The organism is Schaalia sp. 19OD2882 (assembly GCF_018986735.1).
In the GTDB taxonomy this organism is placed as follows: domain Bacteria; phylum Actinomycetota; class Actinomycetes; order Actinomycetales; family Actinomycetaceae; genus Pauljensenia.
Map to the genome: position 1 here is coordinate 455367 of NZ_CP065521.1, position 26344 is coordinate 481710.

General features: G+C 68.2%; 24 protein-coding genes and 1 pseudogene. 12 read left to right on the forward strand and 13 right to left on the reverse strand.

All coding sequences use genetic code 11. From position 1 onward, the window contains the following. From I6B53_RS01950 to I6B53_RS01970, 5 genes are all read left to right on the forward strand, one after another. Window positions 1–1839 (forward strand): PH domain-containing protein, encoded by a 1839-nt coding sequence (locus tag I6B53_RS01950; protein ID WP_216764606.1) that lies wholly within the window; start codon window positions 1–3, stop codon window positions 1837–1839. Further along, complete coding sequence (locus I6B53_RS01955; protein ID WP_216765477.1) at window positions 1829–2767, forward strand: Rossmann-like and DUF2520 domain-containing protein; 939 nt, start codon at window positions 1829–1831, stop codon at window positions 2765–2767. Before I6B53_RS01950 ends, I6B53_RS01955 begins: the two co-directional genes overlap by 11 nt. A gap of 159 nt (window positions 2768–2926) precedes the next feature. Beyond that, complete coding sequence (gene panC / locus I6B53_RS01960) at window positions 2927–3856, forward strand: pantoate--beta-alanine ligase (protein WP_216764607.1); 930 nt, start codon at window positions 2927–2929, stop codon at window positions 3854–3856. 11 nt (window positions 3857–3867) lie between these two features. Beyond that, the gene (gene panD / locus I6B53_RS01965; RefSeq protein WP_301554141.1) at window positions 3868–4296 is read left to right on the forward strand and encodes an aspartate 1-decarboxylase; all 429 of its coding nucleotides are present in this window, start codon (window positions 3868–3870) and stop codon (window positions 4294–4296) included. 24 nt (window positions 4297–4320) lie between these two features. Continuing rightward, window positions 4321–5082, forward strand: coding sequence for a type II CAAX endopeptidase family protein (locus I6B53_RS01970; RefSeq protein ID WP_216764608.1), 762 nt, complete (start codon window positions 4321–4323; stop codon window positions 5080–5082). Window positions 5083–5103: 21 nt separating this feature from the next. On the opposite strand, the gene I6B53_RS01975 is transcribed toward I6B53_RS01970, so the two are convergent. The 7 genes and pseudogenes from I6B53_RS01975 to I6B53_RS02005 form a co-directional block, all read right to left on the reverse strand. Beyond that, window positions 5104–5709, reverse strand: coding sequence for a hypothetical protein (locus I6B53_RS01975; protein WP_253953929.1), 606 nt, complete (start codon window positions 5707–5709; stop codon window positions 5104–5106). Window positions 5710–5727: 18 nt separating this feature from the next. Then, window positions 5728–7350: an ABC transporter permease gene (locus tag I6B53_RS01980; RefSeq protein ID WP_216764609.1), complete on the reverse strand. Its 1623-nt coding sequence runs from the start codon at window positions 7348–7350 to the stop codon at window positions 5728–5730. Continuing rightward, window positions 7347–8319, reverse strand: a pseudogene (locus I6B53_RS01985) (ABC transporter ATP-binding protein). Before I6B53_RS01985 ends, I6B53_RS01980 begins: the two are co-directional and overlap by 4 nt. Beyond that, window positions 8316–9164 (reverse strand): MerR family transcriptional regulator, encoded by an 849-nt coding sequence (locus I6B53_RS01990; RefSeq protein ID WP_216764610.1) that lies wholly within the window; start codon window positions 9162–9164, stop codon window positions 8316–8318. Before I6B53_RS01990 ends, I6B53_RS01985 begins: the two are co-directional and overlap by 4 nt. 83 nt (window positions 9165–9247) lie before the next feature. Beyond that, on the reverse strand, window positions 9248–10870 hold the full coding sequence (locus I6B53_RS01995; RefSeq protein ID WP_216764611.1) for a Tat pathway signal protein: 1623 nt from the start codon (window positions 10868–10870) through the stop codon (window positions 9248–9250). Then, window positions 10857–11876, reverse strand: a complete 1020-nt coding sequence (locus I6B53_RS02000; protein WP_253953930.1) for an ABC transporter ATP-binding protein — start codon at window positions 11874–11876, stop codon at window positions 10857–10859. The genes I6B53_RS01995 and I6B53_RS02000 overlap by 14 nt, the downstream gene beginning before the upstream one ends. After that, window positions 11857–12822: a MerR family transcriptional regulator gene (locus I6B53_RS02005; RefSeq protein WP_216764612.1), complete on the reverse strand. Its 966-nt coding sequence runs from the start codon at window positions 12820–12822 to the stop codon at window positions 11857–11859. The genes I6B53_RS02000 and I6B53_RS02005 overlap by 20 nt, the downstream gene beginning before the upstream one ends. Window positions 12823–12973: 151 nt before the next feature. On the opposite strand from I6B53_RS02005, the gene I6B53_RS02010 reads away from it, so the two are divergent. From I6B53_RS02010 to I6B53_RS02035, 6 genes are all read left to right on the forward strand, one after another. Continuing rightward, the gene (locus I6B53_RS02010) at window positions 12974–14542 is read left to right on the forward strand and encodes a lysine--tRNA ligase (protein WP_216765288.1); all 1569 of its coding nucleotides are present in this window, start codon (window positions 12974–12976) and stop codon (window positions 14540–14542) included. Between the two features lie 157 nt (window positions 14543–14699). Continuing rightward, entirely contained in the window at window positions 14700–15059 is a 360-nt protein-coding gene (locus tag I6B53_RS02015) for a PadR family transcriptional regulator (RefSeq protein WP_216764613.1), read from the forward strand. Next, on the forward strand, window positions 15046–16410 hold the full coding sequence (locus I6B53_RS02020) for a permease prefix domain 1-containing protein (RefSeq protein WP_216764614.1): 1365 nt from the start codon (window positions 15046–15048) through the stop codon (window positions 16408–16410). The genes I6B53_RS02015 and I6B53_RS02020 overlap by 14 nt, the downstream gene beginning before the upstream one ends. Window positions 16411–16577: 167 nt before the next feature. Beyond that, the gene (locus I6B53_RS02025) at window positions 16578–17459 is read left to right on the forward strand and encodes a PRD domain-containing protein (RefSeq protein WP_216764615.1); all 882 of its coding nucleotides are present in this window, start codon (window positions 16578–16580) and stop codon (window positions 17457–17459) included. A gap of 36 nt (window positions 17460–17495) precedes the next feature. Beyond that, complete coding sequence (gene nagE, locus I6B53_RS02030) at window positions 17496–19079, forward strand: N-acetylglucosamine-specific PTS transporter subunit IIBC (protein WP_216764616.1); 1584 nt, start codon at window positions 17496–17498, stop codon at window positions 19077–19079. A 21-nt stretch (window positions 19080–19100) separates the two neighbouring features. Next, complete coding sequence (locus tag I6B53_RS02035; RefSeq protein WP_216764617.1) at window positions 19101–19586, forward strand: PTS glucose transporter subunit IIA; 486 nt, start codon at window positions 19101–19103, stop codon at window positions 19584–19586. Window positions 19587–19762: 176 nt separating this feature from the next. Here I6B53_RS02035 and I6B53_RS02040 read toward each other — a convergent pair whose 3' ends face one another. The 6 genes from I6B53_RS02040 to I6B53_RS02065 all read right to left on the reverse strand — a co-directional run bounded on the left by I6B53_RS02040 (window position 19763) and on the right by I6B53_RS02065 (window position 25167). Continuing rightward, a complete protein-coding gene (locus I6B53_RS02040; RefSeq protein ID WP_216764618.1) occupies window positions 19763–20386 on the reverse strand; it encodes a uridine kinase in 624 nt (207 codons plus the stop codon). Continuing rightward, complete coding sequence (locus tag I6B53_RS02045) at window positions 20383–21048, reverse strand: LUD domain-containing protein (RefSeq protein ID WP_216764619.1); 666 nt, start codon at window positions 21046–21048, stop codon at window positions 20383–20385. Before I6B53_RS02045 ends, I6B53_RS02040 begins: the two co-directional genes overlap by 4 nt. Beyond that, on the reverse strand, window positions 21048–22640 hold the full coding sequence (locus I6B53_RS02050) for a LutB/LldF family L-lactate oxidation iron-sulfur protein (RefSeq protein WP_216764620.1): 1593 nt from the start codon (window positions 22638–22640) through the stop codon (window positions 21048–21050). The genes I6B53_RS02045 and I6B53_RS02050 overlap by 1 nt, the downstream gene beginning before the upstream one ends. After that, on the reverse strand, window positions 22637–23425 hold the full coding sequence (locus I6B53_RS02055; protein WP_216764621.1) for a (Fe-S)-binding protein: 789 nt from the start codon (window positions 23423–23425) through the stop codon (window positions 22637–22639). The genes I6B53_RS02050 and I6B53_RS02055 overlap by 4 nt, the downstream gene beginning before the upstream one ends. Before the next feature lie 240 nt (window positions 23426–23665). Further along, the gene (locus I6B53_RS02060) at window positions 23666–24187 is read right to left on the reverse strand and encodes an amino-acid N-acetyltransferase (protein WP_216764622.1); all 522 of its coding nucleotides are present in this window, start codon (window positions 24185–24187) and stop codon (window positions 23666–23668) included. Continuing rightward, a complete protein-coding gene (locus I6B53_RS02065) occupies window positions 24184–25167 on the reverse strand; it encodes a sugar-binding transcriptional regulator (RefSeq protein ID WP_253953931.1) in 984 nt (327 codons plus the stop codon). The genes I6B53_RS02060 and I6B53_RS02065 overlap by 4 nt, the downstream gene beginning before the upstream one ends. A 326-nt stretch (window positions 25168–25493) precedes the next feature. Here I6B53_RS02065 and I6B53_RS02070 point away from each other — a divergent pair, with 326 nt between their 5' ends. Beyond that, entirely contained in the window at window positions 25494–26282 is a 789-nt protein-coding gene (locus I6B53_RS02070; protein WP_216764623.1) for an MIP/aquaporin family protein, read from the forward strand. Window positions 26283–26344: the final 62 nt, after the last annotated feature.

Consider the following 26344-nt stretch of genomic DNA (forward strand, 5'->3'; position numbering starts at 1 on the left):
GTGAGCGCGACACCTCCCCGTGACCCCGGGCACATGGAGAATCCCGAAGTTTCGAACCCGACGGGTGGCATGCCCGCTGCTGGTGCCGACGGCGCCCCCAGCGCGGCGCCCACCGGTGGTACCCCCAGCGCAGTTCCTGCTGAGGCCTGGCAGCGGGTGCATCCGATATCGCCCGTGTTGGAGACCTGGCGCTTCCTGGCCGCCCTGCTGGCCTTCACCACCTACCAATTCAGTGGAAGTTTCGCCGAACTGTCACGAGTCGGCGCCTTCGACTCCATCGGTGTGGGGGTCGTGGCCGTAGGCTTCGTCGGAGCACTGGCCCTGACCGCACTGGTCGGCGGTGTCTGGGCCTACTTCCTGTGGCGAGCCACCACGTGGGCCGTCACCCCGGAGGCCGTCTGGTACCGCACGGGCATCGTCTTCAAGCGTCAGAAGCAGGCGCGCCTTGACCGCATCCAGGCCGTCGACGTAGTCCACCCGTTGTTGGGACGGCTTTTCGGCCTGGGGCGCCTGAACATCGAGGTCGCAGGTGGCGCCAACTCAAACTTCGCCGTCGGTTTCCTCAAGAGCGCAGACCTTGCCGCCGCCAGGGCGCGCATCCTGGCGCTCGCGGCCGGCCTCGACCTCAAGGCTTCCGGCGCCACCCCGCCCGCAGGGTCGGCGCAGAGTGCATCAGCCGCTCCGCTCGGCCACACGGCGCCAGCGGCCAGTGGACAGGTGTCATCGCCGGTGACACCGGGGCAGGAAGTGCCACATGTGCTGCCCGGGCAGAGCATTGCCTGTGCCCAAGGCGCCGCTGATCCGAACGCCGCACTCCGGGCCGGCGGCCCCGGCCTCGTCCCGGCCCCAAGGCCCCAGGAGACCGGCCCCCGAACCGTGGTGCCCGTCGCCCCCGAGCAGCCCCTCTACGACGTGCCGCCGGGACGCCTCATCGCCTCCCTGGCCACCTCCGGAACGGTGACCGGGCTGCTGGTCTTCGGGATTGCCCTGGTGGGCTTCACCGTGTGGGCAACCTTCCAGTGGGGGCCGCATGCGCTGAACTCCATGTGGGGTGTCGTCGGTGGTGTCCTCGGCGTCGGGTCCTACCTGTGGGGGCGTTTCGCCGGCGAGTTCAACTTCCGTGTCGCTCTTTCGCCCGATGGCATCCGGATTCGGCGCGGCCTGCTGGAAGTGCGGTCGCAGACCATTCCTCCCCGCAGGATCCACGCAGTCAAGATCGAACAGGGGCTGGTGTGGCGCCTGCTCGGCTGGTACCGGGTTGTCATCTCCCAAGCGGGCTACGGCAAGGACTCGAAGGGACAGAACAACGACCAGCAGCGCGCCTCGGACGTGCTGCTTCCGGTGGGCACCCGCGCACAGGCCGAGTACGCCCTGTGGCTGGTGGTGCCCGAACTCGGTGTGGACGACCCGCGAGCCTTCATCGATGCCGCCTTCACGGGCACACGCGAAGGCGGCGGCTTCCACCCCGTGCCCGACAAGGCGCGCATCCTGGACCCCTTCGCCTGGGCCCGCAGAGCCTTCAGCCTGACACGCACATGCGTGGTCGTGCGCGATGGGTGGCTCCACAGGACCGTCACCGTGGCGCCGGTCGAACGCTTGCAGTCGGTGCAGGTCATCGAAGGGCCACTCATGCGCAAGTTCGAGGTCGTCGACCTGCACATGCATGTGGTTGACGGTTCCGCCAAGGTCCACGTGGCGCACCTGGACAAGGACATTGCGCGGTCTTTGCTCGCCGACCTGCTTGCGCTGTCGCAGGTCCGGCGGGTCAGCGAACCGCCGGAGAAGTGGATGCGGCGCGTCAGCGCGCACGGTCCGATTGGTGGCGCCGGTGGCTCCTGACTCCACACCGAAACAGGCTGACGCGGATCGGCCCGCGCCCTCGTCCAGGGCGGGGCGCCTGGCCGTGGGCGTCATCGGCATGGGCCACGTGGGGCCCGTCATCGCCTCCGCACTGCGGGCGGTCGGGCATGGGATCTGCGCGGTTTCGGCCTCGTCCGCGGCCTCCCTGGAACGGGCTGAAACGATGCTGCCGGGCGTCCCCGTCCTTCCTCCCGACCAGGTTGTCGCGGCTTCCGACCTCGTCTTCCTGGCCGTTCCGGACGACAGGATCCGGCCCCTCGTGGACGGGCTGGCGTCCCTGGGGGCGTGGAAGCGCGGGCAACTGGTCGTCCACCTCAGCGGTGCCCACGGCACCGACATCCTCGACGGGGCGGCCCAGTGCGGTGCGATCCCGCTGGCCATCCACCCGGCAATGACCTTCACGGGCACGTCCATGGACGTGGCCCGCCTGGAGGGCACCCCCTTCGCAGTCACGGCGTCCCCGATGGTCTTGCCCATTGCCCAGGCGCTCGTCGTCGAGATGGGTGGGGAGCCCGTGGAGGTGGCCGAAGGGGACCGCATCGCCTACCACGCGGGTCTTGCTCACGGCGCGAACTTCCTGACGGTGATCGTCCTGCAGGCGTTGGAGACCCTGCGCCAGGCCGGCATCGATCAGCCCGGAGGGTTCGTGGAGCCCTTGTTCCGCGCCGCCCTGGACCGTGCCCTGCGGGAGGGGACTGCCGCGATCTCCGGCCCGGTACCGCGTGGGGATGCGGGCACGGTGGCCGAACACGTCTCCGCCCTGTCGCATCTGGAGGACTTGCCCGGCACGGTGCTGGACACGTATGCGTTCATGACCCGGCAAACGGTGCGGATGCTCGTGGATGCGGGGCGCCTGGACCGGAGCGCCGCCGACGCGCTCCTTGCCGCCCTCACCCCCACCCCGTGAGATTCGTCCAAGCCTCCGTGAGATTCGTCCGTCGTTGTGCTTTCGTCATGGTTTTCATGACTCATCCGCTGCTTCCTTGGGAGTGACGGACGAATCTCACAGGGGAGGGTGGGAAGCCCGTTGAAGCCGGGTGCTGCGATGAGGAGGACAATGGAGACCATGACGACACCCGTGCTCACCCGCACACGCGCTGAACTGGCCGCGCAGCTGACCCGCCTGGACGGATCGACCGCGCTGGTCATGACGATGGGCGCCCTGCACGACGGACACCTCCAACTGGTACGCCAAGCCAAGACCCTGGCCGACCACGTCGTCGTCTCCATCTTCGTCAACCCCACCCAATTCGCCCCGGGCGAGGACTTCGACGCCTACCCGCGCACCCTGGACGCCGACATGGAGGCACTGACCCGCGTCGGCGCCGACCTCGTGTGGGCGCCCCAGCCCGCCGAGGTCTACCCGAGTGGCACGCGGGTGACCATCGACCCCGGGCCCGTGGCCCACATCCTTGAAGGCGTCACCCGCCCCACCCACTTCGCAGGGGTCGCCCTGGTCGTCTCCAAGGTCATCAACCTCGTGCGCCCCACCGTGGCCCTGTTCGGACAGAAAGACGCCCAGCAGCTGGCCGTCATCCGCACCGTCGTGGAGGACCTGGACGTGCCCGTGCGGATCGTCGGCGTGCCGATCGTGCGTGACGAGGACGGGGTGGCCCTGTCCAGCCGCAACACCTACCTTTCCGCCGAGGAACGCGTACGCGCCCGGGCGCTCTCGCGCGGCCTCGCCGCCGCGGTGCGGGCCGCGGACGGGGCAGCGGGCAGCAGGGACGTGCTCGGTGCCGCCCGGCAGGTGCTTCTTGACGAGGGCGGGGTCGACATCGACTACGTCGCCCTCGTCAGCGAGGCCGACTTCACGGAGATCCTGGTGGCCACAGGCAATGCTCCGGCACTTGAGGACGCCCTCGTCGAGACCCCGAAGGACCCGGCCCCGCCCGCCGATGGGGCGGCACGCATCCTCGTGGCCGCGCGCGTGGGCACCACGCGACTCATCGACAATGCCGAACTGACCCTGCGCGCCACGGAAGGTGTCCTGTGACCAGCGAAATCATGCGCCCGATGATTCAGGGCAAGATCCACCGCGCCAAGGTCACCGCCGCCGACCTGCACTACGTCGGCTCCGTGACCATCGACGAGGACCTGCTCGACGCCGCAGACATCGCCCCGGGGCAACAGGTCGACATCGCCGACATCGACAACGGCAATCGCCTGACCACCTACACGATCGCCGGCCCGCGCGGCTCGGGAGTCGTCCAACTCAACGGGGCGGCGGCCCACCTGGTCGAGGTCGGGGACCTGGTCATCATCATGGCCTACTGCCAGGTGCCCGAGTCCCGGGTGCGCGCCTGGCAGCCGAGTGTGGCCTTCGTCGACGCCGACAACCGCCTGGTCGAGGCGGGCCGTGACGCGGGTGCCGTGCCCGAACAGTCCGAGCGTGCCCGCCAGTTGGGTCTGCGTTCGAGCGGCTCTCGCTCCTGACCATGAGCCGATAGGCTCGGCCGCATGGAGTCCCTGCAGCGCGAAGTGCACGAGAATCCCTTCCGCCACGTGGTGCTGCGCTTGGGACTGATGGCGGTGCTGCTTGCCGCAACGTGGGGAGCATTGACCCTTTCGGGCAAGGCTGCGTCCCTCCCGCCCTCGCAGTACCTCTACTTCCCGCTGGTCAACATCGTGTGCGCGGCGGTGCTGTGGCGGGTGCTGCGAAAGCACGGGGTCGGCGTGTGGGAGTACTTCGGCTTCCGCCGCGGCCAGGTCATGCGGGACATCGCATGGGGCCTCCTGTGGCTCGTGGTCGCCTACGTGCCGATGATCGCAACCCTGATGACCCTCATGTTCGCCCTGTACGGAACGTCCATGTTCGGCCACTTCGAGCAGGTCTTCGCCATCCCGGAACTGCCGGTCACTGGGGCGGCACTGGCAGTGTTGGCACTGGTCAACGCCGTGGTCTTCCTGGTCAACGCCCCAGTGGAGGAGATGATCTACCGCGGCTGGCTGCAATCAGGGCTTGCGCCTCGCACGGGTGCGGCCGCGGCAGTAGTCGTCCAAGGCGTCCTCTTCGGCGTCCAGCACATGGCTTTTGCGGCGAATCCGGCGGGTGCGTTGGCGCATCTGCTGATGTTCGTCGCATGGGGAATCACCGCCGGGATCATCGTCCACAAGCAGGGGCGGTTGGCGCCGATCCTCGTGGCGCACTGGATCGTGAACATCGCCCTGGGTGTGGGGCCGCTGCTCTTCCTGGCCTTCACAGCCCCCATCGCGTCCTGAGGGCCATCGGTCGCGCGCCTTTCACGCCCCCGCGTCCGGGGCGGGGTGGGCCGGGAGACGCCTCCTTCTGCGCAGCGCGTATCCGACGAGGGCGATGCTCAGAGCCGCGGGCCAGGCGAGCATCGGCGCGTAACACAGGGCGATCACCGTGGTCTGGGTGGCATTCATTCCGTCGGTGGGCGTCCACCCCTGCTCGACTCCGGTCCACACGAGGGTGAAGTGGATGGCCAGGCGCCAGATGACCCTGTACAGGATGAGGTTTCCGACGCCGCCGACGATGAGTGGCAGCAGGCGAGGGATCTCGCGTCCGCCAATGCCGGGCACCCAGGCGGGGACTCTCTCACCCCACGGGCGCACCAGGCCCAGGCACGCAATGGCCCCACAGACCTGGATGACGTCCAAGCCCAGGACGTAGAGGAGGGCGCTGGAGGACTGGCGGTAGGTCTCGGTGCCGGCGAACCCGGTCGGAGCCCCTGCCAGCATCGCCAGTCGCCACGCAACTGACGGCAGTGCGCTGAGGAAAGCGGTCCATGTGGCGATCAGCGCCCAGCGTTGGACGGGCCGGCCCGTCGTCGTGGCCCGCGACCGGGGCTGGGCCTGGGCGCCCTCGGGGTTGTCAGCACTCATGCCCTCATCGTCGCACTCTCACGCCCTCGGCACATCGCGACACCGGTACGCCCACCAGCCGACAACCACGCACCCCAGGGCGAGCGCCGCCTGGACCAGCATCGGCGTCGCCGAAACCTCACCCCACGGGTCGTGCACATGGCCCAGGAAGGACACATCCCTGGCCCATTGCGGCAGATCCACGAAGGCTCCGAAGGTGCGGGCGAACATGCTCCACGCCAAGGCGCCCCACACCAGGGAGGTCAGGCGGGGAGAGAGGCCCAGCAGGGCGGCGGCCACGGCAATGGCTGCCGCCACCCCGACTCCTTGGGTCACTGTAAAGGCCAGGGCCCGGCCCGCCGCATGCTGGTCGCTCAGCTGGGTGCTGGTCACCAGGGACAATGCTCCGCCCGACACGACCAGCAGCCAGGCGGCCAGCACGCCGGCGTCCAGCACAGTTGACACGAAGACACTGTTGCGGGACAACCCTGCGGAAAGAACGACCTCGGTCAGACCCCGGCGTTCGGCTCCTGCCAGGGCCATGACCCGCGAAACGGCCGCAATGCTCACCAGCAGCACCGACACCAGAGTCATGAGTGTCAGGAACTGGACCACCGTGTCGCCCTCGCCCGCCATCTGACGCACCCAGGCCACGGTCCCCTCACTGTCGTGCAGGATCGCATCCAACTGGCTGGACATCAACGCGAAGACGGCGGAGGTCGATGCGGCAACCACCGTCCACGCAAGCGTGTGACCTCGGCGAAGCCGCTGGGTCAGGGTGAAGAAGCCGCGGACCCGCAGGCGCCGAGGGGTACGCGCCCGGGAGGGTAGGCACCCGGCCAGCAGTTCGCGTCGCGCATCCAGTGCAAAGGCCACTGCGACCAGGGTGCAGCCGGCCGCCACCGCGACGGCCACCGCCTCCAGGTGGTCGCCGCTGTAGGGGCCCACCAAGTCGCGCCAGCCGAAGGGGGTGAGCCAGCGCAACCACGGGGTTTCGCCCTCGTCGGCAACGACTCGCAGCAGCCAGGCGGCACCGAAGACGGCGAACCCGGCGGTGCGTGCGGCACCGACCTCGCCGAAAAGCTGGGCGCACAACAATCCGACGCCCGCGAAGAACCATCCGACCGCCCAGATGACTCCGGCCATAGCCAGCGCGCCCGATGAGGTGAGTTCCGCGACCTGGGCGCGCTGGCACACCAGCACCCCGCCGACGCCCGCAGCCAGCAGAGCCACCGCGCCCCACACCCACGCCAGGGCGGCAACGGGCGGCGCCCACCGCCCGGCGCCCGACCCGCGGGCCAACTCCACCAGGCCGCTCTGCTCGTCGCCTCGGCTCAGCGCCGTGGCCGCCAGAAGGGCCATGATCGCCGTGCACCACATGATGTAGGTGCCCGCCTCCCACTGGGTGAGTTGCCCGATGGTTCCCGGCTCGGGAATGGCGCCGTACAGGACGCGACTGCCGGGGGAGTGGCGCATCTGGTCCATCATCACCGAGCGGTCGGCCAACGCCGGGTAGAAGTCCTGGTAGGAGCCGGGCATGATCCCCACCAGAGCCCACATGGGGACCATCCAGGCCAGGGCGATCTTCCAGCGGCGTCTGGCGGCCAGCGCCAGCAGGGAACCCACCCCCGCCAGCGGCGAGGGCGTCGCGGGGCCGCTCATCGTGGACACTCCGCGTCCGGTTCGGCAGGTCCGGGCGAGGCGATCGACGAGGCCGCCACGCCCTCGTAGTGCCGCAGGAAGAGGTCCTCCAAACTGGCGGCCTCCGCACGCACGTCACTGAGCCTCTCCCTGACGGCAAGCCCCAGGACGATGGGAACCGCGTCCGCCCCCACCTGGGCCGACAGGTGCTCGCCGTCCTCACGCACGGCAATGCCCAGGGACGCCAGACGCGACCGCAGCTCTGCGCGCGTCCGAGCCTCCGGAACGCACAGGCGGATGCGGGTCTCCGCCAAGGATCGCAGGTGCTCCAGGTCCCCGTCCTCGACCACGCGCCCGTCCTTGATGATCGTCACCCGCGTGCACAGTTCCTGGACCTCGGCCAGGATGTGGCTGGACAGCAGCACGGATGCGCCGCGCTCACGCAGCGTGGACACCACCTCGGTGAAGACCCTCTCCATACAGCGGGTCCAGGCCCGAGGTGGGCTCGTCCAGGACGAACAGGTCCACCGGGGCGGCCAGTGCCGCGATCAGGGCGACCTTCTGGCGATTGCCCTTGGAGTAGGTGCGCACCTTCTTCGTCGGGTCCAGGTTGAAGCGTTCGACCAGCTCGCGTTCGCGCCGGCGGTCGCGCCGACCCCGTAGCGCGCCGATGGCGTCCAACACCTGCCCGCCTGTGAGGTTCGGCCACAGGGCCACGTCTCCGGGCAGGTAGGCGAGGTTCCGGTTGATGGCGGCGGCGTGGGCGGCCGGGTCCCGGCCCAGGACGCTCACCTGCCCGCCGTCTCGGCGGTACATGCCCAGCAGGACGCGGATCGTCGTGGACTTTCCGGCACCGTTGGGGCCGAGGAACCCGTGGACGCTCCCGGCCCGCACGGTCAGGTCCAGGTGGTCGACGGCGCTGAGGGACCCGAAACGCTTCGTCAGGCCCCTCACTTCGATCGGATGGGCCGTAGTCTGCGCTGTCATCATGAATCCTCCTTTCCGAGGACGCGACGGATCAGCGGCCCGAGCGTCGGGTCGGCGTCCAGGCGTTCGACCATGTCGCCGACGAGGGCCCGCTGGGAGGGGTGGGGGTAGCCGATGGTGCTGAGGACGCCGATGCGCGACCACAGGAGGCGACCTCGGATGCCGGTGGGCAGTGTCCGGAGCAGGTCCGCGACAGCGTGCCGGTGGCGTGCGACCAGCTGCCACAGTCCGTCGGCGATGGCGATCTCGCGCCGGCGGTTGGCGGGCTCGTTCGGCGGCAGGTGCGCCAGGTCGCTGAATCGCGTGATGAGTTCCGCGGTGGCGGCGCGGTCCTCCTCGTCGAGTTCTTCGACGAGGGCGCCGACGCCGGCCGGGATCATCCCGGTGGTGGCCAGCAGGGTCATCATGTGCTTTTCCTGGCGCAGGACGTGGGCGGCTCCGAGATCCGTGAAGCGGCGCTCCATGTCCGTGTAGAAGTCTTCCAGCACTTGGGGCAAGGGGGAGAGGTCTTCGCCGTCCTCGACGCGGGCAATGAGGCGTTCGATGCGTTGATGCTGGTGGTGCAGGTGTTCGATGCGGTGGAGGATCTCCTCCCGGGTGGCGCGCAGGTCGGTGAGAATGTCCGCCTGCCCGCCGCCGGGCCCTTCGGGCAGGATCTGTCCGATCCGCTCCAGGCTCAGGCCGGAATCGGCCAGCCACCGGATGCGCAGCAGGCGCGCGAGGTGTTCCAGCCCGTATCGGCGGTGGACTCCCGCGTTGGTGGGGACGGGAAGCAGGCCGAGGGCGTGGTAGTGGCGGATCGTGCGTGGAGTCGTTCCGGCGAGGTCGGCCATCTCTTGGATACGCATGACGCCAGCGAACACTGTGACGTCACGTCATGTTCAAGGAATCGGCCTCGGCGTGTCACGCCCAAGTTGTGTGCCCGGCCTGGTCACGCCCCCACGAGGTCGCACCTGGTGAAGGCCCACCAGCCGACGGCGATCCCGCCGAATCCCACCAGGGCCTGGATGAGCAGCGGCACCCAGTCGGAGGTCTCCACCGGGCCGACCACGTCGATCACCAGACCCAAGTAGGTGAGCTTCCTCAACCATTCGGGCAGGTCCAACAGCTCCCCGATGAAGGAGACCGCCGCGGCCCAGGCCAGGCTCAGCCACGCCAATGAGGTCAGACGCGGCCACAGGGCCCCCAACGCGCAGGTCACGCCGATGGCCGCCAGGACGCCCGGCCCTTGGCTCAGCGTGTACACGGCGGCGCGTTCGGCGGCATGGTCGCTCGGCAGTGAATGTGCGGTGGCGGCCGCCAATCCCACTCCGGCCAGAAGCAGCAGCAAGGCGCCGACAACCAAGGTGTCCAGGACATGGGCCACGTACAGGCGAGTGCGTGAAACCCCCTGCGCCAAGGTGGCGCCCACCAGGCCGCGCATCTCGTCCGCCGCCAGCCACCCGGCCCGCTGGATCGCCCCCACCAGGGCCATGAGCACGGTGAGCAGGGTGAGCAGCTGCATGAAGGTGGCGACGACATCCGCCGTGGTCCCGCCCAAAGCCTCCAGGTAGGCGGCCGTCTCCGGGGACTCGTAGAGAATCTCCCGCATGGAGCCTGTCATGGACCCGAAGAAGGCGGACACCCCGCAGGCGACCAGCGACCACCACGCCAGGTGGCGCCAACCGAGCCTGGCGCGCAGCCCCCACGGGCGGCGAAGGTTCCACCGGGCGCCGCTGCCGGAACGGTCCGGCAGCAGGGCGCCGAGCAGTTCCCGACGGGAGTGGGCCAGCGTGGCGGCACCCAACAGGACCAGGGCCGACAGTGTTCCCACGACGATCGCAGCAGGCCGGTCGGCCCCGTAAGGGTCGACCAGGTCACGCCAGGCCATCGGGGACAACCAGCGCAGCCGGGGCATCTCAACCTGCGAAGCGATGATTCTGATGAGCCACTGGAGGCCGAAGAGGGCGAAGGTGGTTCCGCGAACGGCATTCGGGTCGCGCAGGAACTGGGCGACCAGCAGCGTCAGGGCGACGAAGGTCCAGCCGACCGCCGCGACCACGCCGGCGAAGGTCCAGGCGCCCAAGGCCGTGAGGGAGGTGAGAGCCACCGCCGAGACGCTCAGGCTCGCCCCCACGCCCACGGCCACGAAGGCCACCATCGCGCCCATCCACATGGCGGCTGCCATGAACGGGGTCCACCTGCCCGCCCCCGCCGCCAGCAGGGTCTCGGTCAGGCCGTCCTGCTCGTCACGCCGCGCCATGCCCGCCGTGTGGACGATCGCCATGACGATGACGCTCACGATGACGTAGGTGCCGGGCTTCCACACGATCAGCTGGCCGACGGCGCCCGGCATGGTCAGCTCACCCATGAGCATCGTCATCGCAGGCGAGTTCTGCGCCTCGCGCACCAGGAATGCGCGCGAGGCCGGATCGGGGTACAGGGACTCGTAGGAGGGGCCGACCGAGGCCATGACCGCCCACAGGGGCAGGGCCCACGCCAGCGCGTGCCACCAGTGGCGGCGCATGAGCAGACGCAGGGCGCGGACGAGACCACGCAGATCACCGGCGTGCATGGCGGGCCTCCGGGGTGGGTGTGCTCGCGGGCACCGGCGACGAGGCCGGGTCCGGCGAGGCCGCCCCCAGCGACGAGGACGAGAGCGGATTCTGCGAGCGGGCCGAGGCCGAATCCGCCGAGTAGTGCTGCAGGAACAGGTCCTCCAGGGTGGCCGGTTCGACCAGGACGTCACCGAGGCCGTGCGCGACCACCAGTTCCAACACCGTGGGCACCTGTGCGGGGTCGACCTCGAAACGAAGGGCGCCCTCGTCCTGATCGGCGGGCAGCCCCCGGGCGGCGGCCTCGTCTGAAACCAGGCGCAGGACCTCGGCCGCTCCGCCAAGGCGCACCCGCGTGCGCGAGAGGGCACGCAGGCGGGCAAGGTCCCCGGACTCCACGGTGCGCCCGTCCTTGACGATCGTCACCGCCGAACACAGGCGCTGGACCTCCGCCAGGATGTGACTGGACAGCAGGATCGTCGTACCGCAGGCGGTGAGTTCGTGGACCACCTCTTGGAAGACCCGCTCCATCAGTGGGTCCAGGCCCGCCGTGGGTTCGTCCAGGACCAGCAGCTCCACGGGCGCCGCCAGAGCAGCGACCAGCGCGACCTTTTGCCGGTTGCCCTTCGAATAGGTGCGGATCCTCTTGGAGGGGTCAAGGTCGAAACGTTGGATCAGTTCGTCCTCGCGGGCGCGATCGCGTCTGCCGCGAAGGCCCGCCAGCGTGTCCAGCACCTGCCCTCCGGTCAGGCTGGGCCACAGGGCCACGTCCCCCGCCACGGAGGCCACGTCGGTGTTGACGGCTGAGGCGTGGGTCCACGGCTCCTTGCCGAGCACCCTCACCCGGCCGGCGTCGGCCCGGTGCATTCCCAGCAGCACGCGGATGGTGGTGGACTTGCCGGCGCCGTTGGGGCCCAGGAACCCGTGGACCTGACCGGGGGAGACGGCCAAGTCCAGTCCGTCCAGTGCCGCGACCTTGCCGAAGCGCTTGACAAGGCCGCTCACTTCAATGGGATTGGTGCTCACGTGTCCATTCCTTTCGCAGGTCGGGGGCGATTCCGGGCGCCAAGTGGGGGTCCGTGGCGATGTGGGCGAGGATGCTGGCGGCCAGCGCCCTCTGGGCGGGGTGACGGAATGTCAGGGTCATGAGGTTCCCGTAGCGTGACCACATGCGTGTGCCCAAGCGCCCGCCCGGCAGCATCCGGACCATGTCCAGGCCGCTGGCGGCGTGTCGGGCGATCAGTTGCCCGACCTCCTCAGCCAGGGCCCGCCCGGCGTGCGTGCACGTGGGGTCGTTGGGCGGCAGGTCCGTCAGGGCGTCGAAACGGTCCAAGAGCTCGGCGCACAGTGCGCGCTCGTCCTCGCCGAATTCGTCGAGGAACAGGGCCAGGGCGGTCGTGGGCAACAGGCCGCTGGTCATGAGGAAAGTGCCGATGTGCTTCTTGTCCCGGACCAGGCGGTGCGCGCCGGGGCGTCTCACGCGCCCCATGATGTCCCGGTAGAAGTCTTCGACGGCGCCGGGCAGACCGCTGAGGTCCTCACCGCGGCGGACCCGCTGGACCAGTTGGTCGACCCGGCGTCTCTGTCGGCGCAGCAGGGCGATGCGCTGGTCGATCTCGGACAAGGTGGCTTCCAGGTCGTCCAACGCGCTCCGGTCGCTGTCTGCTCGTGAGGTGGCCCGCTCCTGCTGCTTCGGGTGCGCGGCGGCGGCCCCGTCCTCGTCGGAGGGCCCGCCAGGGGACGAGGGCGCCTCTTCCTTGTGCGCCTCCTGGGCCAGGAGGTGGCCGATCCGTTCCAGGGACATGCCGGACTCGGCCAGCCACCGGATGCGCATGAGACGGGCCAGGTGTTCGATGCCGTAGTCGCGTGGCATCCCGCGCGTGGGCGGCACGGGCAGCAGCCCAAGATGGTGGTAGTGCCGCACGGTGCGAGTCGTCGTTCCGGCCAGGTCGGCCATCTCCTTGACCTTCATGTCTCCATCGAACACTGCGACCTTGCGTCGCTGTCAACGGTTGCGTCGGGCGCCGGTGTGAGCGGGTCCGCGGGGCTCGGGCGCCGGTCGATGCGGCCGCCCGACTAGACTCGCCCACGTGAGTGACGTGACCCCGAATCCTGACATCGACATGACCGCCGAGGCCGACGAAACCCCCGAACAGGTGCGTGTGCGTGAAGAAAAGCGTGAACGCCTGCTGGCATCCGGACAGGAGGCCTACCCGGTCGTCCTGCCCATCACGACCACCATCGCCCAGGTGCGCGCCACCTACGGGCACCTGGAAGCCGGTGAGGAGACCACCGACCAGGTGGGCTTGGCCGGACGTGTCATGCTGGCGCGCAACGGCGGCAAGCTCTGCTTCGCGACCCTGCAGGACGGAGCCGGCCGGCGCATCCAGGTGATGCTCTCCTTGGCCGAGGTCGGCGAGGAATCCTTGGCGGCCTACAAGGCGGACGTCGACCTGGGTGACCACCTCTTCGTCCACGGGCGGGTCATCAGTTCGCGCCGCGGAGAACTGTCGATCATGGCCTGCCCGGGTGTGGCCCCTGCGGGTCTGTTCACTCCCGGTGTTGACGAGGGTGAGGCCGTGCCCGCATGGAAGCTCGCCGCCAAGTCGGTGCGCCCGCTGCCCAAGACCTACACGGCCGAGGACGGCACTGAGATGTCCTTGTCGGAGGACATGCGCATCCGCCGCCGTTACCTGGACATGATCGTGCGGCCCGCGGCCCGAGACATGGTGCGCATGCGTGCCGCCGTGGTGAAGTCCTTGCGCAGTTACTTCGACGAGGCCGGGTTCATCGAGATCGAGACGCCGATGCTGCAGAACCTGCACGGCGGTGCGGCGGCCCGGCCCTTCTCGACCCACATGAACGCCTACGACACGGAACTGTTCCTGCGCATTGCGCCCGAGCTGTTCCTCAAGCGTGCGGTTGTCGGCGGCGTGGACAAGGTCTTCGAGATCAACCGGAACTTCCGCAACGAAGGGGCGGACTCCTCGCACAGCCCCGAATTCACGATGCTGGAGGCCTACGAGGCCTACGGCAGCTACGACACGATGGCCACCCGCACCCGCGAGTTCATCCAGAAAGCGGCCCGTGACGCGCTGGGCACCGAGGTGGTCACCCTGGCCGACGGCACCACCTACGACCTGTCGGGCACGTGGCGTGAGATCTCCATGTTCGAGGCCACCGCCGACAAGCTCGGCCGCGAGTTCACCGTGGAGACCCCCCTGGACGAGCTGGTGAGGATCGCCGAGGAGCTGGGCGAGGACGTGGCCGACCACTGGGGTCCGGGCAAGGTAGCCGAGGTGATCTTCGAGGCCGCCGTGGGCGATGACCTGTGGGAGCCGACCTTCGTTCGCGACTACCCGGAGGATTCCAGCCCGCTGACCCGAGGTCACCGCTCGAAGAAGGGCCTGGTGGAGAAGTGGGACCTGTACGTGCGCGGCTTCGAGCTGGCTACGGCCTATTCGGAGCTGGTGGACCCGGTCATCCAGCGTCAGCGTTTCGAGGCCCAGGCCCTGGCTGCCGCCAATGGCGACCCGGAGGCCATGGTCCTGGACGAGGACTTCCTGATGGCCATGGAGTACGGAATGCCTCCGGCCGGTGGAATGGGCATGGGCCTTGACCGTCTGCTCATGGCCCTGACCGGCCAGGGCATTCGCGAAACCATCACCTTCCCGCTGGTCAAGCGGCTCTGAGGCCCGAACCTGCGGACGCCGACGCCGCCCGGGGCAGAGCCTCGGGCGGCGTCCGTGCGCTGTGGGGTCTCAGTGGCCGCGTCCTTGGGGATGACAGTACACACCTAGAGGCGTAAGGTGTCCACTACCTTGTAGTTCTAGGTGAAGGGGGGTGGCGATGAGAGTCAACAAGGACCTCGTCGCGGCAGCGGCGACCCCAATGGTCCTCGGTGTCCTCGCAGGTGGTGAAGAGTACGGCTACTCCATCCTGCGGCGCATCAAGCACGCCTCGAAAGGACAGCTCGACTGGAGCGAAGGAATGCTCTACCCCCTGCTCCACCGTCTCGAAGCCCAAGGCCTCATCACCAGCCGCTGGGGCACCGCCGACAACGGCCGCCGCCGCAAGTACTACGCCCTCACCGAGGCCGGCGCCGCCGAACTCCACGGACGCACCCACGCCCTCGACCTCGTCACACGCACCCTCAAGGGCCTCGTCCCCGAGGGCGGAACGGAAGTGGAACGCCGTGCACACTGCTGATGACACCCTCACCGCAGGCATCCGAGCTTGGCGTGACGAACTCTCACGCACACGTGGTCTGTCCGCACGGGACCTCGACGAACTCGAAGACCACCTGCGCAGCCAATACGAAGACCTCACACACTTGGGCCTCAGCCCGGATGAAGCAATGCTCGTCGCACGCCACCGCCTCGGCAACGGAGGAGTCGTCGCCGAGGAATACCTCCATGCCCACCCCGAACGCGCATGGAACCAGGCATCCGTCACCGCCGCAGACGCCCTGGGCGCAGCGAACCCGCCATGGCACCTCGCCCTCGCCCTCGGCATCGGCCTGGTGGCCGGCCTCCTCACCCACGCCCTCGCCGTCGACCCACTGCGCCTTCCCGGAGAGGCCGTCCAACGTGGCGCCACCCTGATCCCCCTGGCGGCACTGTCCATGTTCCTCGGACTCACCGCACGCAGCCGCGACCGCTTCGCCCCACTCCTGCCCGGCCTCCTCCTCGTCGCAGGAGCCTTGGCAGCCACCCTGTACCCGACGGTCGGCGCCGGCCAAACCCTTGTACTCACCGCGACCCACCTGCCGGTCCTCATCCTGGTCGCCGTGGGGACCGTGCACCTGGGGGCGCGCTGGCGCGACCTCGACGCGTGGATGGAATGGGTGCGATTCCTCGGAGAAGGAATCATCTTCTACGTCCTGACGGCCCTGGGAGGAGGAGTCGTCCTGGCCCTTCTCATCGCCATGTTCGAAGCCATCGGCATCCGCGCCTCCGACGGCCTGGCCGACGTCCTCAGCTGGATCTACGTCACCTGCGCCGTCGGAGCGATCCTCGTGTGCGCATGGCTGGTCAAACTCAAGAAGGCCGCCACCGAAAACGTCGCCCCGGTCCTGACCGCACTCTTCACACCTGTCATGACGCTGGTCCTGGTCAGCTACCTCGTGGTCGTCGCCGTCACCGGCAACCCCGTCGACGTGGACCGGTCGGTCCTCATCGCATTCGACGCACTGCTGATCGTCGTCGAAGCCATCGTCCTGTTCACCGTGTCGGCCCGGCCCCATGACGCGCGACCGCGAGCCCTGGACCTCATGCAGGTCGTCCTGGTCCTGGCCGGAATCGTCGTGGACGTCCTGCTGCTGTGGGCCATGTCCGGGCGCCTGTGGGAATACGGGGCCTCGCCCAACAAGCTTGCAGCCCTGGTGCTCAACCTGCTGCTGCTCGTGCACCTGGTGGGGGCACTGGTCGGATACCTGCAGGTCCTGCGGGGCGGTTCCGCGCGCCCACTGGAGCGTTGGCAGTCGCTGGCCCTGCCGGTCTTCGGCGCTTGGGCGGGCATCGTGGCTCTGGCCTTCCCACCCCTGTTCGGCTTCGCCTGAAGCACCCCAGTTCCGGTATCGACCTCGCATTTGGCGTGAACGCGTCCGAACATGCTTTACAGTGATACCGATCTTCTGATCTTCGGGTGTCACTGTGCGGCAGGCATCACCGGGGGAAGACGCCGGCTGGACACGCCGACGTCAGGCCCGCTCGAGGAGGAGCACAGGTGACCGAGGAACGCGCGCACGAGGTGGCGCACACCTATCGGGTCACGCACGCCCTCAACAACAATGCCGTGGCCGCTGTGGCCGACGGATCCGACATCCCCACGATCCTCGTCGGCAAAGGCATTGGATTCGGGCGCAAGGCGGGCGACCGCATCACCCCCGACCTCGTCCAGGAACAGTACGTGGCCGTGGGCCCGGACCACATGCAGTACGTCAACCTGCTCAGCTCCATCAGTCCCGACCTGCTGGCCGCCATCTCCGGCGGCCTGGAACTGGCCGAGGAGCAGCTCGGAAACCTGCACCCCTCCGTCTACCTCATGCTCACCGACCACTTGGCCTTCGCCGTGGCGCGCCTGAGGGAGGGTGAGACCATCGAGAACCCCCTGCTGGCGGAGATCAGCGCTCGCTTCCCCCGAGAGTTCGTCGCCGCCGAAGTCCTCCTGCGCCACGTGAATTCGCGCCTCGGCCTGGATCTGCCCATTGACGAGGCCGCCTTCGTCACCCTGCACCTGCGTGCCGCATCCACCGGAGCGCCCGTCAAACAACCCCTGAGCCAGGCCAACGCCTTGGCCGACCTCGCCGAAACCGTACGACGCCGCCTGGTGGGGCCGTCCTCGCCCATCGACGAGACCTCGCGGCGCGAGCTCACCGCCCACTTGGCACGGCTGGCCGACAGGGCCGGCAAGGCCGAGTTGCGCGCGAACGCCGCCTTCATGTCCATTCGCCGTGACCTGCATGACGAGTACGAGCAGGCCGAAGCGATCCTCGAACTTCTTGTGGGCGACCAGAACACGCCTGTGGCCCTCAAGAACGGGGAGGCGGCCCACACGGCCGTCTTCCTGCACGGTTGGCGCCAGGACCTGGCCCGCCGCAATCCCTGAAAACACACCTGCATCGCAACTCGAAGGAGAGTCCACATGGACGCGATCATGGCCCCGCTCCAGAAGCTGGGGAAGGCCCTCATGGGCGCGGTGGCGGTTCTGCCCGTCGCCGCCCTGCTGCTGGGCATCGGCTACCTCATCGACCCTGAGGGCTGGGGCGAGAAGAGCATCATTGCCGCCATCCTCATCAAGGCCGGCGGCGCAGTCCTCGACTACCTCGGATGGATCTTCGCCATGGCCATCGCCTTCGGCCTGGCAAAGGACTCCAACGGTGCTGCCGCCCTGTCGGGCTTCATCGGCTACAGCACCGTCACCGCACTGCTCAGTGAGAAGGCCGTCGCCGGATACCGCGGTCTGAACCTGGAAGAGCTTGCCGAACCGGAGAAGTTGGCCTGGGCCGCCGAGGGGTGGAGCAAGATCAACAGCGGCAACCCCCTAATCGGTATCCTCGTGGGTGTCCTGGCCGCATGGGTCTACAACAACTTCCACAAGACGAAGCTGCCCGACGCGCTGGCCTTCTTCTCCGGGCGCCACCTGGTGCCGATCCTCACCTCGTTCTTCTCGATGATCCTGTCCGGCATCCTCTACTTCGTGTGGCCGTTCCTGTACTCGCTGCTCTTCCACTTCGGTCAGTGGATCGTCGGACAGGGCGCCATCGGCGCCGGCATCTACGGCTTCTTCAACCGACTCCTGATCCCCTCCGGTCTGCACCACGCCCTGAACCAGATCTTCTGGTTCGACGTCATCGGCATCAACGACATCGGTGACTTCCTGGCCGGCGGCAAGACCATTGAGGCCGCCAAGGCCGCCACCGACGCCGCCACCTGCCCGGGTGTGTGGGACGGCTCCCAGTGCCTGGTCCAGGGCTATGTCGGCATGTACCAGGCCGGCTTCTTCCCGGTGATGATGTTCGGCCTGCCGGCTGCGGCCTTGGCCATGTACCTGCGTGCCGACTCCAAGCGCAAGAGGATTGTCGGCTCGCTGATGCTGGCCGGAGCGCTGGCCTCGTTCCTCACCGGTGTGACCGAACCCCTCGAGTTCTCCTTCATGTTCGTGGTCCCGGTGCTGTACCTGGTGCACGCCGTCCTCACCGGAATCTCGGTGGCGGTGTCCGCCGCCATGCACTGGACCGCGGGCTTCGGTTTCTCCGCCGGCGCCTTCGACATGTTCCTGTCCTCGAGCAACCCTGTGGCCAATCAGTGGTGGATGCTGCTGGTCCAGGGCCTGGTGTGGGCCGTCATCTACTTCACGGTCTTCTACTTCCTCATCCCGATCCTCAACCTGAAGACCCCTGGTCGCGGTGAGGACGACGACGAGGGCGCCGAGTTGGCCGAGGGCGTCGAACCTTCGGACTCGGCCCTGCAGATTCTCCAGGGCCTGGGTGGCGCGGCGAACATCGAGGCGATCGACTACTGCGCGACCCGCCTTCGCGTGACGGTCAAGGACCATGCGCTGGTCAAGGAGAGCGTCATCAAGCAGGCTGGTGTGGCCGGAATCATCCGCCCGTCGCAGAAGTCGGTGCAGGTCGTCGTCGGCACACAGGTCCAGTTCGTCTACGACGAGGTGGCCCGCGTCCTTGCCTCCAGCTCTGTCGAGTTGCGCGGCGAGCAGGCCGTCTGAGTCGACACCGGAGGAGTCGCCGTGTTCGGTTTCGGAAAGAAGAAGCTCACCGTGTCCGTGCCCTTCTCGGGCGAGGTCGTCGCGGTGCGTGACGTGCCGGACCCCGTGTTCGCACAGGGAATGCTGGGTGAGGGTTTCGCCGTCATCCCTGCTGCCGACGCCACCACCGTTGAGGTGTGCGCCCCCGTGTCGGGTCGCTTGGTCAAGGTCTTCAGGACCCTCCACGCATTCGGCATGGTCAGCGACGAGGGCGTCGAGTTGCTGGTCCACATCGGACTGGAGACGGTCGAAATGGGCGGCAAGGGTTTCGAGGCTCTGGCCTCCGATGGCGACCAGCTGGAGGCGGGGCAGCCCGTCATACGCGTGGACGTCGCGGCAGTGCGTGAGTCGGGGCGGGACCCGATCACTCCTGTGGTCTTCTCCAAGCGCAAGCAGATCAAGGATGTGTCCGTGACGACCGGCCGTGCTGAGGCAGGCGCCAAGGTCTGCACAGGCGTCATCGCCTGACGCGCCAGTCGGGAGGGCCCGGCGGAGGGGAAACGCCCCTCCGCCGGGCCCGTTCTCATCCTCGTCCTTCGTGGGACCCGCCCTCGTGGTCGTGTGGTGCGCAGATTCCCCGACAGGGTGATCGACGGCCGAATCTCACGGAATGGCGGACGAGTCTCGCGGAAGAGGGGAGGAGGTCAGGTGGCCAGGGTGTGCAGGACTTGGGCGGCCTCGTCCAGGGAGTGCACGGGACGGCAGCCATCGGCCTGCCACTGGCGCAGCAGCGCCGGCTCCTTCGTGGCAAGCACGACCCCGCGCCACAACAGGACATGAGCGGCCTTTCGCCCCTCGCCCAAGTCGCGCAGCAGGCGGAACCACATGTTGCGCAAGGGCGAACGCGCAATGCACAGGGCATCGGCCAGGACCCCCGCATCGCGCAGGCGCCCGACCAATTGGCTTGCGAAGATGCCCTCCGCGATGAACACCTTCTCGCCCTCGTCAAGGGCCCAGGTGCGCACCGCAGTGCGCCTGTTCGACGGAATGTCGTACAGCGGCACCTGCGCCGAACCGGTGCGGCAGATCTCCACCAGCGCCTCGAAAGCCTCCTCCGCCCACCACGAGGCGGGGTCGTCCCAATCGATGAGGCCCGACGGGTAACGCGGCATGTCCGGCGCCGTGTCGTCCTTGTAGAAGTGGTCCAGCGACAGGGAGCGAATCCCCGTGCGGGTCGACAGGGAGGTCTTCCCGGAGCCTGACGGCCCGGCCAGGACGATGACGCGGGCGCGCAGGGGCTCGGGCGAGGGCCCTCCTGCGATGTTCACCGATCGGTGACCAGGACGACCCGCAGGCGCCGCGGCCCGTGGACCCCGTTGACTCGCACCAGCTCGATGTCCGACGTGGCCGAACCTCCCGCCAACCACGTGGTCGGACGCTGTGGATGCTCGCCGAGGATCTTGACCGCCTGGGGAACCGTCGGTTGGACCGTGGAGGCGTCGACGACACACACATGCACGTCGGGCAGCAGCGTGATGATGCGCCTGCCCTGGTCTGCCTCGCCGTCCAGGGCGATGGCACCCGACAGGGAAACCGCCGTCCGAGATGCGGTGACCACGGCGTCGACCTCGGCCAGGCGCATCTTGTCCACAGGGGTCTCCACCGAATCGGTGAGCAACTCGCGACCGGAGGCGCCCGCCGCCTTGACCCAGGACGCGTCCAGGCCGTGCGGGACGACGACCGAACGGGCATCGGCCTCGTCAAGGAATGTGGCGACGGCTTCGGCCACGCCGGAGGCCGGAACCTGGGCGACCTCGGCGGAGTAGTCCTCAAGTGCGGCGACGAACTCGGCCAGGACCGGCGCGGAACCGGGAGCGTCCTCGCCTTCGCGCCGGTAGAGCCGCTCGACCGTGTCCGGGGGCGCCGCATGTTGGGACGTGGACAGGGACTGACGCAGGGCCGCCAGGATCTTCCGCTTGTCGTCGCTCATCACTTTCCTCCTTGACCGCAGCAGCCACAGGCTCCACCGCGCCCGGAAGCACCACGCCCACTCGGGGCAGAACCGGTCTTGTCACGTTCAGCCATCCACGCGCGGAAGGTCTGTCCCGGTGGGGCCGGCACGTCACGCGTGGCGGACCAGGCGGTCGCCGGCCACGGCAGGTTGACGAAACGCTGTCCTGGACCGGCCATGACGCGCGCCAGAGGCAGGACCTTGCCGGCCATGCCCATGCGCGAGCCTTTCGACATCGGCACCGACGCCGCCTTCATCGCCACGTCCCAGAAGCTCGGGATGCCGCCGCGCTGGGCCTCGACTGCGCGGTGACGCAGCTCGACCAGCACGTCCGGGATGTTGATCCGCATGGGACAGGCGTCGAAGCACGCATTGCACAGGGAGGAGGCGAATGGCAGCGAGGCCGCCGGGTCGTGGTGGTCGAAGGCGCCACGCAGTTGGGGAGTGAGGATCGCGCCGATCGGCCCGGGGTAGACGCTCTGGTAGGCGTGTCCGCCCACGTGCTCGTAGACCGGGCAGACATTCATGCAGGATCCGCAGCGGATGCAGTGCAGTGCCTGCCGTCCGATCGGGTCCGCCAGGACTTTCGAGCGCCCGTTGTCCAGCAGGATCAGGTGGAACTCCTGGGGTCCGTCCCCGGGGGTGACTCCCGTCCACAGCGAGGTGTAGGGGTTCATGCGCTCGCCGGTGGCGCTGCGCGGCAGCAACTGGGCGATGACCTCGAAGTCCTGGTAGGTGGGGACGATCTTCTCGATGCCGACGATGGACACCAGGGTCTCGGGCACGGTCAGACACATGCGGCCGTTGCCTTCGGATTCGACGACGACCAGCGTCCCGGACTCGGCGATCATCATGTTCGCCCCGGAGATCGCCACCTTGGCCGAAAGGAACTTCTTGCGCAGGTGCGCGCGGGCGGCCGCGGTGAGCACCGGCGGCTCGTCGCTGAGGTCCTCGGGTGCGTCCTCCATACGTGCCTTGAAGATGGCGCGCACTTCGGAGCGATTGCGGTGGATGGCGGGAACCACGATGTGGCTGGGCATGTCCTCGGAGAGCTGGACGATCATCTCGGCCAGGTCGGTCTCCCAGGCGTTGATGCCGCGCTCGGCGAAGTACTCGTTGAGGCCGATCTCCTGGGAGACCATGGACTTGACCTTGACCACTTCGGTGGCGCCCTTGAGCGCGGCGATGGAGTGGGCGATGCGGCACGCCTCTTCGCCGGTGGAGGCCCAGTGGACGTGTCCGCCCCGGGCGATGACATTGGCCTCCATCTGTTCGAGCAGCTCGGGCAGATGGCTCATGGCCCGGTTCTTGATGGCGGATCCGGCCAGGCGCAGCTGCTCCCAGTCGGGCATTTCGGCCACACGCATGGCCCGCTTGTCGCGGATCGTGCGGGTGGCGTGGCCAAGGTTGCGGCGCATCTGCGTGTTGCGCAGGGTTCGCGCAGCGGCTGTGGGGAAGTTGTCGCCCCACTTCAGGGGGTCTTCAGGGGTGGGTACCGACGGCGCCCAGCCGCGGGGTCCTTCGGTGATGGTCGACGAGGTCGTCGTGTCATTGGTGGCCATTGTCGTCATGCCCCCAGTCGCGTCGTGGTGGTGGGTGCTTCCCAAGGTTCGTCTCGGGTGCCGGCGAGGATTTCCGCGAGGTGCATGGCGCGCACACCCGCGCGGGCCCGTGAGAGTCCGCCCGCGATGTGCATGAGGCAGGAATAGTCACCGGCGGTGAGGATCTCGGCCTTGGTCGACAAGACGTTCGCCATCTTGTCGGTGAGCATCGCCGAGGAGGTCTCGTGGTTCTTCACGGAGAAGGTGCCGCCGAAGCCGCAACAGGACTCGGCTTCGGGCAGGTCGACCAGGTCGATGGCCTCCACCGCCTGGAGCAGACGCCGGGGCTTGTCGCCCACGCGGGCAATGCGCAGGGAGTGGCAGGTCGGGTGGTAGGTGACCCGGTGGGGGAAGTAGGCGCCCACGTCGGTGATTCCCATGAGGTCGACCAGCAGTTCGGACAGGTCGAAGGTGTGTTCGGCAATGAGCGCCGCACGTCGCGCCATTCCGGGCATTCCCTGCGCTTTGGCGACCATTTCCTGCTGGTGGCGAAGGGATCCGGTGCATGAACCGGAGGGCACCACGATCGCGTCCCATTCGCCGTCGAGCACCGGCTCGAAGGTCTTCACGTGGTTCTTCACCAGCGGGATGGCCTCGGGGAAGTACCCCGTGTTGACGTGCATCTGTGCGCAGCATCCCTGCGAGTCGGGGAAGACGACCTCGTGACCAAGGCGTTCGAGCAGGTGAACGGTGGCCATCGGCGCTTGCGGGAACATGGTGTCCCCGATGCAGGTGGCGAACAGTGCGATTCTCATCGGCAGTTCCTTCCTGGGCGGCATTGCCCGCGCGGAGGCGGTTGCCTCAAACCTAGACCCGTGGCGCCGTCGGGGCAGGTCGGCAAGCAATCTCAAGGTCTTGGGAGGGTGGCTGACACACGGATTCCGGATCGTCCAAGTTGCAAAATACGGGTTGGGCGGACCCGAGGGCCTCCAGGGCGGGGACGAAGGCGGGTCCGCGGCGCGCAATCGACACTGCGTCGAGCACCCGGGCGCGCCTCAGTTCCGGGTGAGGTCCATGAGCATGCGCGTGTTGCCCAATGTGTTGGGTTTGTAGGCCGCCAGGTCGAGGAATTCCTTCACACCGTCGTCGTGGGAGCGCAACATCTGCGCGTACACGTCCTGGCCCACAGGGGTCCCTTCGATGACCTCGAATCCGTGGCGGGCGAAGAAGTCGACCTCGAAGGTGAGGCAGAAGACCCTTTGGAGTTCCAGTTGGCGGGCCCGGGCCAGCAGGGAGGTGAGCAGCCTGTGTCCCAGGCCCGAGTGCAGGTGGTCGGGGGTCACGGCAAGGGTTCGCACTTCGGCGATGTCGTCCCACATGACGTGCAGGGCACCGCAGCCGATGAGGCGTCCGGTGGTGGGTTCCACGGCGACCAGGAATTCCTGGATGTCCTCGAAGTAGTCGATGAGTTCCTTGGACACGAGGATGCGTCGCAATGCGTAGGGGTGGACCAGGTCCGCGATCGCCCGCGCATCCGCAGGTTTGGCGGGGCGGATCGACACGGTTTCGGTCATCATCGTTCCATTGTGCGCGCGCTGGAGCCCTTGGTGGCGGCAAGGTCCAGCAGGGCGCGTGCGGCACCGTCGTCCAGGACGAGGTCGGTGACCACTCCTGCGCGCAGGGCCCCCAGCAGCGGCAGCGCCTTGGAGGCTCCGGCGACCACGCACACGCGGTGCGGGATCTTGCGCAGGATCTCGGTGGGCGGACCGGAGGCGCGGCTGTTGAGCTCCATGTCGGTGGACCCGTCCTTGCGGATGAGGACGGTGCACACGTCTCCGACGACTCCGTCCTCCTGGGCCTTGGCGATCTCCCCGGGCGCCAGGAAGCCGCCGGAGTACACGTGGGAGGGCAGGGCTGCGGACAGCGATCCCACTCCGAACAGGGCGATGTCGCAGGAGGCGATGGTGTCGAGGACGCGGCGGATGGCCCGTTCACGCCACATGGCCTCCTTCGTGGAGGCGTAGTCGAAGAAGGCGGGGACGGGGAAGTGGATGGTGCGGGCTCTGAAGGCGGCGGCTGCACGTGAAATGAGGGCGTCGGCGTACAGGACGCCGGATTCGGTTGCGGTGGCGGCTCCGTTGAGTTGGACCACGGAGGATCCGGGGAAGGGCACGTGGGGCAGACACAGGGTGACCTCGGTGGTCGTGTTTCCCCAGGCGATGCCCAGTGTGGTTCCCGGTTTCATGAGGTCGACCAGTCGTTGTGCGGCGACGAGGGCGACGTTGTGCAGTCGGTTGACTTCGGTGTGGATGCTGCTGACCGGGGTGACGTGGGTGGTGATGCCGAACATGTCGCTGATCCGGCCGGCCAGGGTCGAGTGCCTGCCGGGGGCGGGGGCCACGCGGATCGTCACCAGTCCGGTCTCGCGGGCGTATGCCAGCAGTCGGGAGACGGAGGACCGGGAGATGCTGAAGTGCTTGGCGATCGCCTCCATGGTCTGGCCCTGGAGGTAGTACATCGAGGCCGCTTCGTGGGCCTGTTCGTCACGCATGGTCATCACTTCGATTCTGACACGGGGCTGGTCGGGGTGCGCGTCGCAGGGTCCGGCATCGCCCGAACCCCGGGTGGTCAGAGGCCGTGCCGACGGGAAGCAGGCGCAGGTCACCGCTCAATGGTCATATGTTCAAGTGTCGCTGGGTCAACGTGCACGATCGCCCAATCGTCATGACAACCGTCATGACGACGGGATACTGAATGCGCACGTCCCGCCCATTCGAGACGCATTTTCACCGGTCGCGCACGCGCCCGACGAGGCACCGCACGGTGCTCGAACCACCACATTCCTGATCCGACGCAATGATGCGTCGAGAAAGGCAGATCACAGTGCTCGCAACACTTCTCCCCGCTGCCGCAGCTGAAGCGGCGCCGAGCCTGGGCCGGATCTTCATCTCCGAGTTCCTCGGAACCGCGATCCTCCTCCTGCTCGGTGGCGGCGTTGTCGCCACGCAGCTCCTGCCCAAGTCCAAGGGCAAGGGCGGCGGCTGGCTCATGATCAACTGGGGGTGGGGCCTGGCCGTCCTGGCCGGCGTCTACGTCGCCTACCCCACAGGTGGTCACCTCAACCCGGCCGTGACCATCGCCAAGGTGGTCGGCCACATGTTCAAGCCCGAGGTCGAACTTGCCACCGGCGTGGCCGTGACCGGAGCGAATGTCGCCATCTACATCGTCGCCCAGTTCCTGGGAGCCTTCGTCGGCGCGATCCTGTGCTGGCTGACCTTCAAGAAGCACTTCGACGAGGACTGCGACCCGGCCCTCAAACTCGGAGTCTTCTCCACCGGACCCGAGATCCGCGCCTACGGATGGAACGTCGTCACCGAGGCCATCGGCACCGCCGTCCTCATCATCTGGATCTACGTCTCCGGCTACACCGAAACCGCCGTCGGCCCGCTGGGTGTCGCCCTGATCATCGTCGTCATCGGCACCTCCCTGGGTGGCCCGACCGGATACGCCATCAACCCCGCGCGTGACCTCAGCCCCCGAATCGCCCACGCCATCCTGCCCATCAAGGGCAAGGGCGGTTCCGACTGGAGCTACTCGTGGGTCCCCGTCGTCGGCCCGATCCTCGGCGCCGTCCTGGGCACCGTCATCGTCTTCACCTCCGGCCTGGCCTGAGTCGCGTCCGTGCCTTGACGAGGACGGGACACGAGGGTCTCCTGCCCCGTCCTCGTCCCCAC